This is a genomic window from Galbitalea sp. SE-J8 (assembly GCF_030345695.1).
GTDB lineage: Bacteria > Actinomycetota > Actinomycetes > Actinomycetales > Microbacteriaceae > JAUASV01.
Map to the genome: position 1 here is coordinate 56,290 of NZ_JAUASV010000004.1, position 14,441 is coordinate 70,730.

General features: G+C 71.8%; 13 protein-coding genes. 10 read left to right on the plus strand and 3 right to left on the minus strand.

The window, feature by feature from the left end; genetic code table 11:
• The first annotated feature begins 151 nt into the window (after positions 1-151).
• The 5 genes from QT381_RS04255 to QT381_RS04275 all read left to right on the plus strand — a co-directional run bounded on the left by QT381_RS04255 (position 152) and on the right by QT381_RS04275 (position 5,157).
• Positions 152-955: a DUF4097 family beta strand repeat-containing protein gene (locus QT381_RS04255; RefSeq protein ID WP_289247489.1), complete on the plus strand. Its 804-nt coding sequence runs from the start codon at positions 152-154 to the stop codon at positions 953-955.
• Positions 952-1,572 (plus strand): PadR family transcriptional regulator, encoded by a 621-nt coding sequence (locus QT381_RS04260; RefSeq protein ID WP_289247490.1) that lies wholly within the window; start codon positions 952-954, stop codon positions 1,570-1,572. The genes QT381_RS04255 and QT381_RS04260 overlap by 4 nt, the downstream gene beginning before the upstream one ends.
• A gap of 769 nt (positions 1,573-2,341) precedes the next feature.
• A complete protein-coding gene (locus QT381_RS04265; RefSeq protein ID WP_289247491.1) occupies positions 2,342-4,384 on the plus strand; it encodes an APC family permease in 2,043 nt (680 codons plus the stop codon).
• Between the two features lie 9 nt (positions 4,385-4,393).
• Complete coding sequence (locus QT381_RS04270) at positions 4,394-4,810, plus strand: fluoride efflux transporter FluC (protein ID WP_289247492.1); 417 nt, start codon at positions 4,394-4,396, stop codon at positions 4,808-4,810.
• The gene (locus tag QT381_RS04275; RefSeq protein WP_289247493.1) at positions 4,807-5,157 is read left to right on the plus strand and encodes a fluoride efflux transporter FluC; all 351 of its coding nucleotides are present in this window, start codon (positions 4,807-4,809) and stop codon (positions 5,155-5,157) included. Before QT381_RS04270 ends, QT381_RS04275 begins: the two co-directional genes overlap by 4 nt.
• Before the next feature lie 20 nt (positions 5,158-5,177).
• On the opposite strand, the gene QT381_RS04280 is transcribed toward QT381_RS04275, so the two are convergent.
• Positions 5,178-6,227 carry a LacI family DNA-binding transcriptional regulator gene (locus tag QT381_RS04280; RefSeq protein ID WP_289247494.1) on the minus strand — a complete coding sequence of 350 codons (1,050 nt, stop codon included), beginning with the start codon at positions 6,225-6,227 and terminating at the stop codon, positions 5,178-5,180.
• A 196-nt stretch (positions 6,228-6,423) separates the two neighbouring features.
• Here QT381_RS04280 and QT381_RS04285 point away from each other — a divergent pair, with 196 nt between their 5' ends.
• Genes QT381_RS04285 through QT381_RS04305 form a run of 5 tightly spaced genes read left to right on the plus strand, consistent with a single transcriptional unit; the run spans position 6,424 to position 12,257 of the window.
• A complete protein-coding gene (locus QT381_RS04285; RefSeq protein WP_289247495.1) occupies positions 6,424-7,686 on the plus strand; it encodes a sugar ABC transporter substrate-binding protein in 1,263 nt (420 codons plus the stop codon).
• On the plus strand, positions 7,686-8,777 hold the full coding sequence (locus tag QT381_RS04290) for a carbohydrate ABC transporter permease (RefSeq protein WP_289247496.1): 1,092 nt from the start codon (positions 7,686-7,688) through the stop codon (positions 8,775-8,777). The genes QT381_RS04285 and QT381_RS04290 overlap by 1 nt, the downstream gene beginning before the upstream one ends.
• The gene (locus QT381_RS04295; RefSeq protein ID WP_289247497.1) at positions 8,774-9,652 is read left to right on the plus strand and encodes a carbohydrate ABC transporter permease; all 879 of its coding nucleotides are present in this window, start codon (positions 8,774-8,776) and stop codon (positions 9,650-9,652) included. The genes QT381_RS04290 and QT381_RS04295 overlap by 4 nt, the downstream gene beginning before the upstream one ends.
• Positions 9,649-10,374, plus strand: coding sequence for a Type 1 glutamine amidotransferase-like domain-containing protein (locus QT381_RS04300; RefSeq protein WP_289247498.1), 726 nt, complete (start codon positions 9,649-9,651; stop codon positions 10,372-10,374). The genes QT381_RS04295 and QT381_RS04300 overlap by 4 nt, the downstream gene beginning before the upstream one ends.
• Positions 10,375-10,394: 20 nt before the next feature.
• The gene (locus QT381_RS04305) at positions 10,395-12,257 is read left to right on the plus strand and encodes a glycogen debranching N-terminal domain-containing protein (protein ID WP_289247499.1); all 1,863 of its coding nucleotides are present in this window, start codon (positions 10,395-10,397) and stop codon (positions 12,255-12,257) included.
• A 62-nt stretch (positions 12,258-12,319) separates the two neighbouring features.
• On the opposite strand, the gene QT381_RS04310 is transcribed toward QT381_RS04305, so the two are convergent.
• Together QT381_RS04310 and QT381_RS04315 are read right to left on the minus strand one after the other, a co-directional pair.
• Positions 12,320-12,811, minus strand: a complete 492-nt coding sequence (locus QT381_RS04310; protein ID WP_289247500.1) for a hypothetical protein — start codon at positions 12,809-12,811, stop codon at positions 12,320-12,322.
• A 55-nt stretch (positions 12,812-12,866) separates the two neighbouring features.
• Complete coding sequence (locus QT381_RS04315; protein ID WP_289247501.1) at positions 12,867-14,357, minus strand: NAD(P)-binding domain-containing protein; 1,491 nt, start codon at positions 14,355-14,357, stop codon at positions 12,867-12,869.
• Positions 14,358-14,441 lie beyond the last annotated feature (84 nt).

A 14,441-nucleotide genomic window follows, 5' to 3' on the forward strand; every position in this document is an offset into this window, starting at 1 on the left:
TTTCGAGACGCCGGCCCGCGGCGCTCGCGGCAGCGGGTGCGGGTGTTGCGCGATCGCGAACTCGCGATATATCGTGTCTCTCGCCGAACGCGATATATCGCGTCCAGCCTCGGACAGCAGACCAGCAACGACAGACAAGCAAGGAGTGGCCATGCCCCAGGAGAAGTGGCTCGTCGACGGGCCGCAGACCATCGACATCGACTCGGCGGTGCGCCGCCTCAAGGTGAGCCTCGTCGCGGGACGCGTCGACATCGTCGGACACGACGAGCCGACCACGCGTGTCGAGGTGCACTCGATCGCCGGCAAGGAGATCAAGGTCTCGCTCACCGACGGCGTGCTCGAGATCGACCATCCGCAGCTGAACTGGGACAACTGGCTCGACGTGTTCAAGAGTTTCCGCGGCAGCGCTCGCGTCGACGTGAGCGTGCTCGTGCCGCGCGAGGTCGAGCTCAAGTTCGGCGTGGTGAGCGCGAACGCCCTCGTCGCGGGCCTCAACGGCGACGCGAACGTCTCGACCGTGTCGGGGGACGTCGTGGTCGACGGCATCAACGGCGACCTGCAGATCAACTCCGTCGGCGGCGAGCTCAGCGTGCAGAACCACTACGGCGTCGTGAACGCGCACTCGATCAGCGGCGACATCACCGTCGCGGGCGAGCTGATGCGCTTCACCGGCGACACGGTGAGCGGCGACACCTACCTCGACCTCGACGGCATCCCGGATGAGGTGCGCGTCAACTCCGTGAGCGGCAGCGTCACGGCGCGCCTCGCATCCGGCACCCCGGCGCAGTACCGCATGAACACCGTGAGCGGACGTCTCCAGCTCGACGACGCCACGGTCACGGGCGTGCACGGCTCGTACACGAGCAAGTACGGCGAGCTCTCCGGCCGCTGGGTCGAGGTCAAGGCCAACACCGTCTCGGGCGACATCAGCGTGTTGCACGCGGTGACGGCATGACCCCCGCCGTCTTCGCCCACGGACACCTGCGGCTCTACCTGCTGAGCCTGCTCGCGGTGCGTCCGATGCACGGGTACGACCTGATCCAGGCCCTCGGGGAGCGCTTCGGCGGCACGTACACGCCGAGCGCCGGCACGATCTACCCGCGCCTGGCCAAGCTCGAGGACGAGGGCCTCGTCGTCAAGAGCACCGAGGGACGCCGCAGCATCTACGAGATCACGGATGCCGGACGCGCCGAGCTCGCGGCGCGCGAGGGCGAGCTCGACGACATCGAGACCGACGTCACCGACTCGGTGCGCCGCCTCGCGTCGGAGGTGCGGGAGTCCGTCGAGGATGCCATGCGCACGCTGCGCGCGGAGCTCGCCTCGGCCGCGCGCGAGGCTCGTGACGACGCCCGGGTCTCGGGTCGTGCGACCCGCGCCGACCCGGCGAGCGAGCGCTCCCAGGAACGCCAGCGGCTCTCCGAGGCCGAGGGTCAGATCACGACGTTCCGCGCGCAGCTGCGCGGCGACCTGCGTCGCGGCGCGGTCACCGTCGAGACGGTCACGGTGCTCGCCCGGGGCCTCGCGGCCCTGCGCACCGAGGTGCTCGCGACGCTGCGCACGCCCTCCGCGTGAGCGCGGCTCCTCCCGCCGGTTGAGGAGCGCCCGAGCGCAGCGAAGTCGCGACCCCTCCGCTGGTTGAGGAGCGCCCGAGCGCAGCGAGGTCGCGACCCGAAACCACCCCTCCCCGCGATCAAACCACCATGGTTTCGAGACGCCGGCTCGCTGCGCTCGCGGGCTCCTCAACCAGCGGGACCGCGACGCGGGCTCCTGCGCAACCCGCGTCTCGAAACCACCCCTCACACGATCGAACCACCATGGTTTCGAGACGCCGACTCGCTGCGCTCGCGGGCTCCTCAACCAGCGGGAAGGCGACGCCGGCTCCTCAACCAGCGCGACCACCCAACCCCCGGAAGGCGCAGCGAGGTCGCGACCCGACCGCCGGTTGAGGAGCGCCCGAGCGCAGCGAGGTCGCGTCTCGAAACCACCCCTCCCGCGATCGAACCGTCATGGTTTCGAGACGCCGGCTCGCTGCGCTCGCGGGCTCCTCAACCAGCGGGACCGCGACGCGGGCTCCTCAACCAGCGCGACCGCGACGCGGGCTCCTCAACCAGCGCGACCACCCAACCCCCGGAAGGCGCAGCGAGGTCGCGACCCCTCCCGCCGGTGGAGGAGCGCCCGAGCGCAGCGAGGTCGCGTCTCGAAACCACCCCTCCCCGCGATCAAACCACCATGGTTTCGAGACGCCGGCTCGCTGCGCTCGCGGGCTCCTCAACCAGCGGGACCGCGACGCCGGCTCGCTGCGCTCGCGGGCTCCTCAACCCGTGTGCGGGCCCAGCCCGCGATGGGCGTAGGATCGCCGCTCGTGTCCAGCGATGTGCGGTCACCGAAGCGATGGCTCCTCGGTGAGCCGCTCCCCTCCGAGAAACTCGAGAGCCAACTCCTCCCGAAGCATCTCGCCCTCCCGATCTTCGCGAGCGACCCGCTCTCCTCGGTGGCGTACGCGCCGCAGGAGCTGCTGCTCATCCTCACCCTCGGCGGGCTGAGCTTCCTGACCTTCACGCCGTGGATCGCCGCGGCCGTCGTGGTCCTGCTCATCGTCGTCGTGCTCAGCTACCGCCAGCTCATCAGGGCGTACCCGTCGGGAGGCGGCGACTACGAGGTGGCGCGCACGAACCTGGGCGAGAAGGCGGGGCTCGTGGTGGCATCCGCTCTGCTCGTCGACTACGTGCTCACCGTCGCCGTGTCGGTCGCCTCGGGCGTCGACAACATCATCTCCGCGTTCCCGGCGCTCGGCGGCGTGCGCGTCGAGCTGGCCCTCGGCTTCATCGTGCTGCTCATCGCGATCAACCTGCGCGGCGTCTCCGAGTCGAGCAAGGCGTTCGCCGTGCCGACCTACCTGTTCATCGCGTCGGTCGCCGTCATGGTCGTCGTCGGGCTCGTGCGCACGGCCGCGGGCGCGGCGCCCGTGGCGTCGAGCGCGCACTACACGGTCGCGCACGAGGACGTCGTCGGCGCGGGCGTGCTGCTGCTCCTGCTCCGCGCGTTCGCGAGCGGATGCTCCGCCCTGACCGGCGTGGAGGCGATCGCGAACGGCGTGCAGGCGTTCCGCACGCCGAAGATCCGGAACGCGCAGCTCACCCTCTCCGCGATGGGCCTCATCGCGATCTGCCTGTTCGCGGGCGTCACGGCGCTCGCCCTCATCTCGGGCGTGCACTACGCGGAGAACGCGTGCCACCTCATCGGCTTCGCGCACTGCGCGACGGCACCGCAGCCGAGCGTCATGTCGCAGATCGCAGCGGCCGTGTTCGGCGGCAGCACGACCATCCCGTTCTACATCGTCCAGGTCGCGACGGCCGCGGTGCTGCTGCTCGCCGCGAACACCGCCTTCAACGGCTTCCCGCTGCTCGGCAGCGTGCTCAGCCGCGACACGTACGCGCCGAAGTCGCTGTCGACCCGCGGTGACCGCCTCGTCTACTCGAACGGCGTGCTCTCGCTCGGCGCCGCGGCGGCCGTGCTCATCGTGATCTACCAGGCGAGCCTGACGAACCTCATCCAGCTGTACATCATCGGCGTCTTCGTGAGCTTCACGCTCGGTCAGACCGGCATGGTCGTGCACTGGACCACGCTGCTCCGCGACGGCACTCCGGATCGCGGGGCCGTCATCCGCTCGCGCATCATCAACACGTTCGGCGCCGCACTCACCCTCACCGTGCTGGTGATCGTGACGATCACGAAGTTCACCCACGGCGCCTGGCTCGTGTTCGCGATCATGCCCGTGATCTTCGTGGTGCTGCTCAAGACGAACCGCTACTACCAGCGGGTCGAGCAGGACATCGCCGCGGATGAGACGGTGCAGTTCGGCGCGAACGCCGACCACGCGATCGTGCTCGTCGGCCGCCTGCAGAAGCCCATCCTCAAGGCCCTCGACTACGCGATCGCCGCTCGCCACGACTCGCTCGAGGCGATCCACGTCAACATCGACGACGAGGCGAGCGCGCGGCTCGAACACGACTGGGCCGCATCCGCCATCGGCATCCCGCTGCGCATCGTCGAGTCGCCGTACCGCGACATCTCGATGCCGCTCATCGCCTACATCAAGCACCACCGCGAGGAGCACGGCAGCGAGGTCATCACGGTGTACACGCCGCAGTTCCTCTACGGGCACTGGTGGGAGGGCATCTTCCACAACCACAAGGCGCGCCGCATCCGGCACAAGCTCATGCTGTGCCCGGGCGTCACGGTCGCCCTCGTGCCGTGGCTGCTCGACTCCACGCGCGCGCTCTACACGCGCACCGAGCGGCCGTTCCCCGGCCAGGACCGGCGCGGCGAGCCCGTGCGGCGCCAGCCGCTGCCGCGAGCGACCGCGCGGCCCGGACGGCGCTAGCCTGCTGCGGTGAGGGAGTTCGCCGCGGTCGTCGTCGGCGCCGCCCTCGGCACGGGCGCCCGCCTCGGACTCGACACGCTCGTGCCGCACGCCGGAACGCAGTTCCCCGTCTCGACCTTCGTCATCAACCTGGTCGGCTCGTCCCTGCTCGGCGTCGTCGTCGCGCGGCTCTGGCCCGTCGCGCCGGCGTGGCTGAGAGCGGGCCTCGGCCCGGGCTTCGTCGGCACGTTCACGACGTTCTCCGCCCTCGCGGTCTCGATCGTCACGATCACGGATGCCGGCGCCGCCCCCGTCGCGATCGCCTACGCGGCGCTGTCGCTCGTCGGCGGACTCGCGGCGGCGTTCGGCGGCCTCGCGGTCGGGCGGCGGGGGCTCGCGAGCGCCGCCGCCCGTCGCATCGGCCCGGACGTTCCGGGGGACGAGTGAGCGGGCCGCTGCTCGTCGCCGCCGTACTGCTCGCGGGCATCGTCGGGGCGCTCGCGCGGTGGCAGGTGTCGCGCGCGCTGGCTCGCCGCGTGCCGTGGGCGGTGCTCGTCGTCAACGTCGCCGGCGCGGGTGTCGCCGGCGCGGTGACCGCGGTCGCACCGGACGACTGGCGGCTCGTGCTCGTCACGGGACTGTGCGGTGGCATCACGACGTTCAGCACGTTCAGCGTCGAGACGGTGCAGCTCGTGCTCGACGGGCGCGTGCGGATCGCCGCGGCATCCGTCGCCCTGAACCTCGTGCTCGGAGTCGGCGCCGCGGCCCTCGGCTACCTGCTGCTCGCGGGCTGACGCCGCGTACGGCGCGCGCGTCAGCGGATGACGAGGCGCGGCGTCACGAGCCGGTGCAGCGGCGCCGAGGCCGCATCCGGACCGACGGTCCCCGGCGCGGGCCGCTCGACGAGCGTCGCACCGGAGGGGCCGAAGAGCAGCTCGAGGGCGCCCGCGGCCACCAGTTCGAGCGGCTGCTCGACGCTCGAGAGACCGAGGGCCGCAGCGACGGGTGTGTCGTCGAACCCGATCACCGGAGTCGGCCGCGCGTCCGGCGCCGGGGGCCCGAGGGCGAGCAGCGCCCCGAGGGCGAGGGAGTCGCTCGCGCAGACGATGCCGTCGAATCCGCCGCCGGTCCGCAGCGTCAGGTCGACCGCGGCGCGGGCCGCCTCGACGGCATCCTCCGCGATGATGGAGAGGTCGGGCGTCTCGACGACTGCGGCGGCCGCGAGCGCGTCGCGCCACCCCCGCCGCCGATCGTCGCCCGTCCCGGAGTGCGACGGCCAGCCCAGGTGGGCGATGCGACGCGCACCGGTCGCGAGCAGGTGCTCGGTCGCCGCCCGCACGCCCGCATACCCGTCGACGTCGACCCACGGATGCGGCGCCGCGTCGACGTCGTCCTCACCCCACGGCCGGCCGAACGTCACGAACGGCACGCCGTTGTCCACGAGCCAGCGCGTGCGCGGATCGTCGTAGAACGTCGACGTGAGCACGAAGGCGTCGACGTCGGCGCCGTCGCGCAGCCGGCGCACCTGGCGCACCTCGTCCGCGGGATCGCTCGCGGTGTAGAGCATGACGCGCAGGCCGCGCGCGTCGGCCTGCGCGGTGAGCGCGTGCAGGAACCGATCGAGCACCGCTCCCGAGATGCCGTCGGCCACCGGATCGAGACGGATGCCGATGGTCGAGCTCGCGCGCATCCGCAGTCGGCGCGCCGAGGCGTGCGGTCGGTAGCCGAGCTCCGCGATCGCGGCCTCGACGCGCGAACGCGTCTCGGGGCGCACGAGGTCGGGCGCGTTGAGCACGTTCGAGACGGTCTGACGCGAGACCCCCGCGGCGCGGCCGACGTCGTCGACGGTGGGCAGTCGCGTCATGGTCACCTCCTCGGCTTCCGCACGTTACCCCAGAGCCGTCACCGCGTCGATTGACACCCGAACGGGGGCGTCACTATCGTGCCGCTTGGGATTTGATCGATCAAACCAGCGCGATGGCGCACTGATTGGAACGTTCATACCCGCAATCGCGCACCGCCCGCGCCGCTTCGGCGCGGCACCCTCGAGGAGAGAAACAATGCAACGACGCATCTCGCGCTGGCTCATGGCCGGCGCCCTCGCCGCATCCGGAACGCTCGCGCTCTCGGCCTGCGGCTCCGGCTTCCAGAACACGCCCTCCGGCGGAGGAGCCACCGCCACGAGCGATCTCACCAGCTCCGACTCGGCCCTCACCGTGCTCATCGGCTCGAGCGGCGACGCCGAGACGCACGCCGTCCAGGCGGCGGTCGACGACTGGAGCCAGGACTCCGGCACCGACGCCAAGGTCGTCGCGGCGAGCGACCTCAACCAGCAGCTGTCGCAGGGCTTCGCGTCGGGCAAGCCCGCCGACGTGTTCTACCTGTCGACGGACGCGCTCGCCGGCTACGCGAGCAACGGCTCCCTGCTGCCCTACGGCGACCTGCTCGCGAACAAGGACGACTTCTACCCGTCGCTCGTCAGGAGCTTCACCTACGACGGCCAGTTCTACTGCGCCCCGAAGGACTTCTCGACGCTGCAGCTCGAGATCAACACCGCCATGTGGAAGGACGCCGGACTCACGGATGCCGACGTGCCGACCACGTGGGACGAGCTCTCGGCCGTCGCCAAGAAGCTCACGACCAAGGACCACGTGGGCCTCGGCATCTCGGGCGAGTACGCGCGCGTCGGCGCCTTCATGGTGCAGGCGGGCGGCAACCTCATGAACGACGACTCGAGCGAGGCGACCGCCGACAGCGACGCCAACGTCGAGGCCCTCACCTACCTGCAGTCATTGCTGAAGGACGGCAGCCTCAGATTCGCCGCCGACCTCGGCGCCGGCTGGGGCGGCGAGGCGTTCGGCACCGGCAAGGCGGCGATGACGATCGAGGGCAATTGGATCACGGGCGGCCTGAAGAGCGACTACCCGGACATCGACTACTCGATCCATGAGCTGCCCGCCGGCCCCGCCGGCAAGGGCACGCTGCAGTTCACCAACTGCTGGGGCATCGCCGCCGACAGCCCCAACCAGGCAGCGGCGCTCGACCTCGTCGAGAAGCTCACGAGCGCGGACGACCAGCTCGCGTTCTCGACCGCGTTCGGCCCGATGCCGTCGATCCAGTCGGCCGCCGACCAGTGGTCGAGCGCCAACCCGGACCTCGTGCCGTTCCTCGCGGGCGCGGACTACGCGAAGGGCGTGCCCACGGCCAAGGGCTCGGCCGACGTCGTGGCGGACTTCAACGGCAAGGTCGGCTCGCTCGCGACCGAGGACCCGAAGGCGATCCTCGCGGCCACGCAGAAGAACCTCGAAGCGCTGCTCGGGTGATGACGACCACCACCGAGCGGCCTCTGCGCGACGGAGGCCATCGCGGCCTCCGTCGCGGGGAGGCCGCCTCGGGGTGGCTCTTCACCGCCCCGATGCTCGTGCTGCTCGGCCTGTTCCTCGTCGTGCCCGTGCTCATGGCGCTCTGGGTGAGCCTGAGCGACTGGGGCGGCCGCGGCAGCCCGTTCTCGGGCGGGGTCGGCTTCGTCGGTCTCAAGAACTATGCGGCCGTGCTGCTCGGCGGCGGCCTCGCGGAGCAGGACTTCGGGATGTCGCTCAAGAACAACGCCTGGTACGTCGTGCTCGTCGTGCCGATCCAGACGGCACTGAGCCTGTTCCTCGCCGTGCTCGTGAACCGGCAGATCCTCAGGGGACGCGGATTCTTCCGCACCGCCTTCTACTTCCCGTCGGTGACGAGCTCGGTGGCGATCACCGTCCTGTTCCTGTTCCTGTTCTCGACGACGGGCGCGATCAACGCCGTGCTCGGCGCGATCGGCATCAACGGGCCGAACTGGGTCAACGACCCGCACGGCATCTTCCACTTCGGCGCGTCCTCCGGCCCCGCGTGGCTCGAGAGCGCGACGGTTCTCGACATCCCGCTCTGGGACTGGATCGGCGGGCCGAGCGTCGCCATGTGCATCTACATCGTGATGGCGATCTTCACGACGAGCGGCACGTTCATGCTGCTGTTCCTGGCCGCGCTGCAGAACCTCGGCGGCGACGTGCAGGAGGCCGCGATGGTGGACGGCGCGAACGGATGGCAGCGCTTCTGGCGCGTGACCCTCCCCCAACTGCGCCCGACGCTGTTCACCGTGCTCACCCTCGGCCTCATCGGCTGCTGGCAGATCTTCGACCAGATCTACACGGGCACGCGCGGCCAACCGGCCAAGACGACCATCACGCCGGCGTACCTGTCGTACACGTCGTCGTTCCAGGACCAGGACTGGGGCCAGGGCGCGGCGATCGCCTTCATCCTGTTCGTCATCATCGTGATCTTCACCCTGTTCCAGCGCTGGGTGCTGCGCGATCGGAGGGTGTCGAGGCGACGGATGCGGATGTATGAGGCCGCCGCGACGCGCGGGAGCGCGCGATGAGTGCCACGGCGACGCAGCAGCGCCGTCCGTCGACGAGTCCGGGGCGCAGCGGGCGGATCGTTGCGTCATCCGTCTTCTACGCCGTGCTCGTCGTGCTCGCGATCGTGTACATCTATCCGTTCCTCATCCAGGTGGTCACGAGCTTCAAGACCGACTCCGAGGCGGCGAGGGATCCGCTGTCCCTCGTGCCGCAGACCTTCACGACGGCCGCCTACACGCGACTGTTCCTCAGCAGCGACTTCCCGACCTGGTTCGGCAACTCCGCGATCGTGACGCTCCTCGTGACCGTCGGGCGCGTGTTCTTCGACTCGCTCGCCGGCTACGCGCTCGCGCGCCTGCGATTCCGGGGGCGCTCCGTCGTCTTCGCGGGCCTCGTCGCGGTCATGAGCGTGCCGACCGTCGTGCTGCTCATCCCGAAGTTCCTCGTGATCAACCAGCTGGGCATCTACGACTCGTACGCGGGCATGGTCCTCCCGCTGCTCGTCGACGCCGCGGGGGTGTTCATCATGAAGAACTTCTTCGAGTCGATCCCGGTGAGCGTCGAGGAGCAGGCGCGCATCGACGGCGCCGGCCCCTTCCGGCTGTTCTGGTCGATCGTGCTGCCGATGGCGCGTCCCGCGGTCGTGACGATCATCATCCTGTCGTTCCAGGGCTCGTGGAACGAGCTCGCGCACTTCATCGTGTCCACGCAGTCCCCCGACCTCACGACGCTCACGAAGGGCGTGGCGCAGCTCGCGAACGGTCAGCTCAGCCAGGGCAGGCAGTACCCGCTCAAGCTCGCCGCGGCGATCATCATGACGATCCCCGTCGCGATCATGTTCTTCGTCTTCCAGCGGCGCATCATGAACGCGAGCGAGGGGGCGGTGAAGGAGTGACCGCGGCCACGCCCACCATCCTCGCGACGTGCGGCGGGCTCGTGCCGGGCGACTGGCGCGAGACCGACTACGGCCCGCTGCTGCTCTACGCGATCGAGCTCGCCGGCGTCTCCGGGCGGGCACCGCGGGTCGCGCACGTCAACACCGCGGGGGGCGACCCGCGCGCGGTCGAGGGCCCCGAGCTCGAGGCGGCACGCGCCGCCGGTGTCGAGGCGAGCCACGTGCGGCTGTTCCCGCATCCTAACCACCCGGACCTGCGCGAGCACGTGCTCTCCCGCGACGTGATCTGGGTCTCGGGCGGCAGTGTCGTCAACCTGCTCGCGCTGTGGCGCGCACACGGGCTCGACGAGCTTCTGCGCGAGGCCTGGCGCGCGGGCGTCGTGCTCGCGGGCGGCTCGGCCGGGGGACTCTGCTGGCACCGCGGCGGCACGACGACGTCCTTCGGGCCCGAGGCATCCGTCGTCGTCGACGGGCTCGGCCTCGTCGACGGCTCGTTCAGCCCGCACGACGACTCTCAGCCGTCGCGGCGCCCCGCGTTCCAGCGCGCGGTCGACGAGGGCGCGCTGCCGCCCGGCGTCGCCGTCGAGGAGGGCGTCGGCGCGCTCTACCTCGGCGAGCGCGCCGTGCTCGCCGAGGTCGTCGCCGAGCGGGCGGACGCCGCAGCCTGGACCATCACGCCCCACCGCCCCGCCGCGCGGCTTCCCGCTCGCGCGCTCTCCTGACCCCACACCGGAGGTCCGCCATGCTCCAGCCCCTCCTTCACGACGAGACCGTCCTGCTGCGCGCCCCCGTGCAGGCCTGGCAGGCCCGCAACGGCACCATCGGCGGACGCGCCATCCACGGCCTCTGGTTCGGCGACGTGCGGATCGTCGCACACTCCTCGATCGCGATCGGCGGACGCGGCGGCGAGCACATCGCGACCCTCGAGCGCTCGGTCGACACGGCGTCGTTCGTGTCCCTGCTGCGGCACCTCGACGACGGCCCGACCGCGGACCCGCACGTGCGCGCCGTGCACACCCGCCAGGTGACGGCGGACGGCGTGCGGGAGACGATCCGGATCGAGAGCGACCTCGATCATCCGCTCTCCACGACCGTCGCGGTGCGGCTCGAGGCCGATCTCGCGAGCATGGACGCCGTCAAGTCCGGTCTGCCGACCCGCAGGGTGCGCATCGCGCACGACGGCGAGTCGGCGACCTGGCACGACTCCGCCGGAGCCGGCGCCGTGCTGCTCGCGCCCGGCGCGATTGCGACGGACGACGGGCCGTCCCTGGTGCTGACGTGGCCCGTCGATGTGCCCGCCCACGGTGTCGACGTGATCGCGTGGACCATCGCCGCGACCGACGAGCGCGCGGTCGTGCACGCCGCGCCGGGACCGGCGCCGTGGACGGCTCCGGCCGTCGAGGGCGACGACCGCCTGCGCCGGTGGGTCGACCGCGCGCTCGACGACCTCGACGCGCTGCGGCTCACCGCCGACCGGGCACCCGGCGAGCAGTTCCTCGCCGCGGGCAGCCCCTGGTTCTTCACGCTGTTCGGACGCGACTCGATCTGGGCCGCGCGCCTGCTGCTGCCGCTCGGCCCGTCGATCGCGGGGTCGACGCTGCGCGCGCTCGCGGCGCTGCAGGGCACGGCATCCGTTCCCGACACCGCGGAGCAGCCCGGCAAGATCATGCACGAGCTGCGGCGCGACACGCTCGAGATCCCGGGCGAGCGGATCGCGCTGCCGCCGCTCTACTACGGCACCGTCGACGCGACGCCGCTGTGGGTGTGCCTGCTGCACGACGCCTGGCGCGCCGGGCTGCCCGACGCCGAGGTCGAGGCGCTGCTGCCGCACCTCGAGAGGGCGCTCGCCTGGATGCGCGACTTCGGCGACAGCGACGGCGACGGCCTGCTCGAATACGTCGACGAGACCGGGCACGGGCTGTCGAACCAGGGCTGGAAGGACTCCGGCGACAGCGTGCAGTGGCGCGACGGCACCCTCGCCGAGGGGCCGATCGCGCTGTGCGAGGTGCAGGCCTACGCGTACGAGGCGGCCGTGCACGGCGCCGATCTGCTCGACGCGTTCGACCGCGACGGCGGCGATGAATGGCGCGACTGGGCGACACGGCTGCGCTCGCGGTTCCACGAGACGTTCTGGGTCGACGACCCCGACGGCGCCTACCCCGCGATCGCGCTGGACGCGACCAAGCGCGCCGTCGACACGGTCACCTCGAACCTGGGCCATCTGCTCGGCACGGGCCTGCTCGACGAGGCGCAGTCGGCGCTCGTCGCGGCCCGGCTGCTGTCGCCCGCGCTCGACTCGGGCTTCGGTCTGCGCACCCTGTCCACGGATGCCGTCGGCTACTGGCCGCTCGGCTACCACCGCGGCGCGGTGTGGGCGCACGACACGGCGATCGCGATCCGCGGGCTCGTCGCGGCGGGACACGACGCCACGTCCCTGGCCACGGGTCTGCTCGCCGCGGCCACGGCGTTCGACTACCGGATGCCCGAGCTGTACGGCGGCGACGGTGCGGACGAGGTGCCCCGCCCCATCCCGTACCCCGCCTCGTGCCGCCCGCAGGCCTGGTCGGCCGCCGCGGCGATCGCGGTCTGGGACGCCCTGCGCTGACGCAGCACGTCGTCGGGCGGACCCGCTCGGGCCGCTCGGCCCGCGGCGTACGACGCGCGCGGCTACGACGCGCTGTTGAACGCGAGCAGAGCGACCGACGCCGACGTCGCGATGAGGGCGATGAGCGCGAGCCAGCGCGGCGGCCCGGCCCAGGCGAGCAGCGCCGTCTCGCCGCCCACGACGCCGCCGACGGCCGGCACGAGCGGCTCGACGCGGTCGAGCGAGCCCGTCGTGGTGAGCACGACGAACGAGATCGCCACGATCGCCGGCAGCCAGACCACGATCGTGAGCGCGAGAAGCCAGCCGGTGCGGCGCCGGGTGAAGATGCGGCCGAGCGCGGCGAAGCCCAGCGCGACCGCGAGCACGGATGCCGCGGCGAGCAGGTAGTACACGCCGTGCCCGACGACGGCCGCGATGCCGAGCGTGCGCACGATCGGCGCGAAGACCGCGCCGACCCCCGCCGCGAGCAGCGCGTGCGTCCACGCCCGCCACTCGGCGATGCGGGCGAACCACGACCCGACGGTGCGGGAGGAGTCGTCGGCGGACGTGTTCATGGTCACGACTGTGCCAGACCGGACGGATGCCGCGCGCCATCCTGCGGGATGACCGTCACCGTGCGTCGTCGTCCGGCTCGACGCGCAGGAGGGCCTCGAACACCGCGAGCGGGTCCTCGTCGACGGGCGCGACGGCCGCATCCTCGCCCGAGCCCGCGGGCGCGACGGCCGCATCCGTGCCCGGGTCGACGCGGTCGGATGCCGCGGGCGCGGGGAGCGCGGCGGTGCCGAGATCCCAGACGAACGGCTCGCCGGCGGCCTCCTCGGAGGCGGCGGCCGCGAAGCCGACGATGTCGAGCGGCTCGCCAGGATCGTCGGCGTGCCCCTGCGCGGGCACGGCGACCGCGTCGCCGAAGTAGTCGAACGGGTCGGGCGTCGGGGCGGATGCGGGCTCGGTCGCGATGATCGGCGGCGTCTCGAAGTACACCGGCTCCTCGGTGCGCCGCTCGCGCGCGAGCCGGCTCAGGGTCGCGATCGCCTGCCGGGCGATCGTACGGCCGGCGCGATTCGCCCCGACCGTCGACGCCTGCGGTCCGTAGCCCGCGAAGAAGACGCGCGGCTCCTTCCACGACGTGCCCGCCGCGACGACGATGCCGCCCTCCCGCTCGCGCAGCTTCAGCGGGGCGAGGTGGCGAAGCTCCGGGCGGAACCCGGTCGCCCAGACGATGGCATCCGCCTCGAGGAACGCGCCGTTCGCCCAGCGCACGCCGTGCTCCTCGATCGAGGCGAACATCGGACGCGCGAGCAGCACGCCGCGCTCGATGCCGGCCTGGATGCGCCGGGTGCGCGGCACCCCGGTGCCGCTCACGATGCTCGGCAGCGCCTTGCCGGCGCGGGCGGCCTCGTCCTGCTGCTCGACCGCGGAGCGGCGGTCCTCGAGGCTCAGCTCGCCGTCGTCGCGCCAGTCGATCTCCCGGCGGCTCACCCAGCTGACCTGTTCCGCCACGCCCTCCAGCTCGAGCAGGAAGCCGATCGCGCTCGTGCCGCCGCCGACGACGACGACGCGCTGACCGGCGAAGTCGGCGGCATCCGTGTAATCGGTGGTGTGCACGTGGCGCCCGGCGAAGTCGCGCATGCCGGGGTACCACGGGATGAACGGCGCACCCCACGTGCCCGTCGCGTTGATGACGACCTCGGTCGTGACCCGCTGCTCGCCGTGGCCGTCGTCGAAGACGACCGCGAGGTGCTCCTGCTCGCGCTCGACGCGCGTGACCGCGGCCGGACGCACCACCTGGAACCCGTAGTGCTGCTCGTAGCGGGCGTAGTAGTCGGCGACGACACCCTTCGCGGGCGCCTTGCGGTCGGCGGTCTCGAAGCTCACGCCGAGCTCGTCCATCCCGGGCAGGTCGTTGATGCGGTGCGCGGAGCCGATGCGCAGCGCCTCCCAGCGGAACTGCCAGGCGCCGCCCGGCCCGGGACCACGGTCGAGCACGACGAACTCGTCGCCCGGGTCGAGACCGAGACGCTTCAGGTAGTAGGACACGGAGAGACCGGCCTGCCCCGCGCCGATCACGACGGCGGAGGTGTCGGTGCCGGCGGATGTCACCCGCCCACGTTACCCAAGGGCCCTGAGCGCGCGGGGTCGGGTGTTAGACTGCCGGTCAATCTTCTACACGTCTGTGCGCTGGAC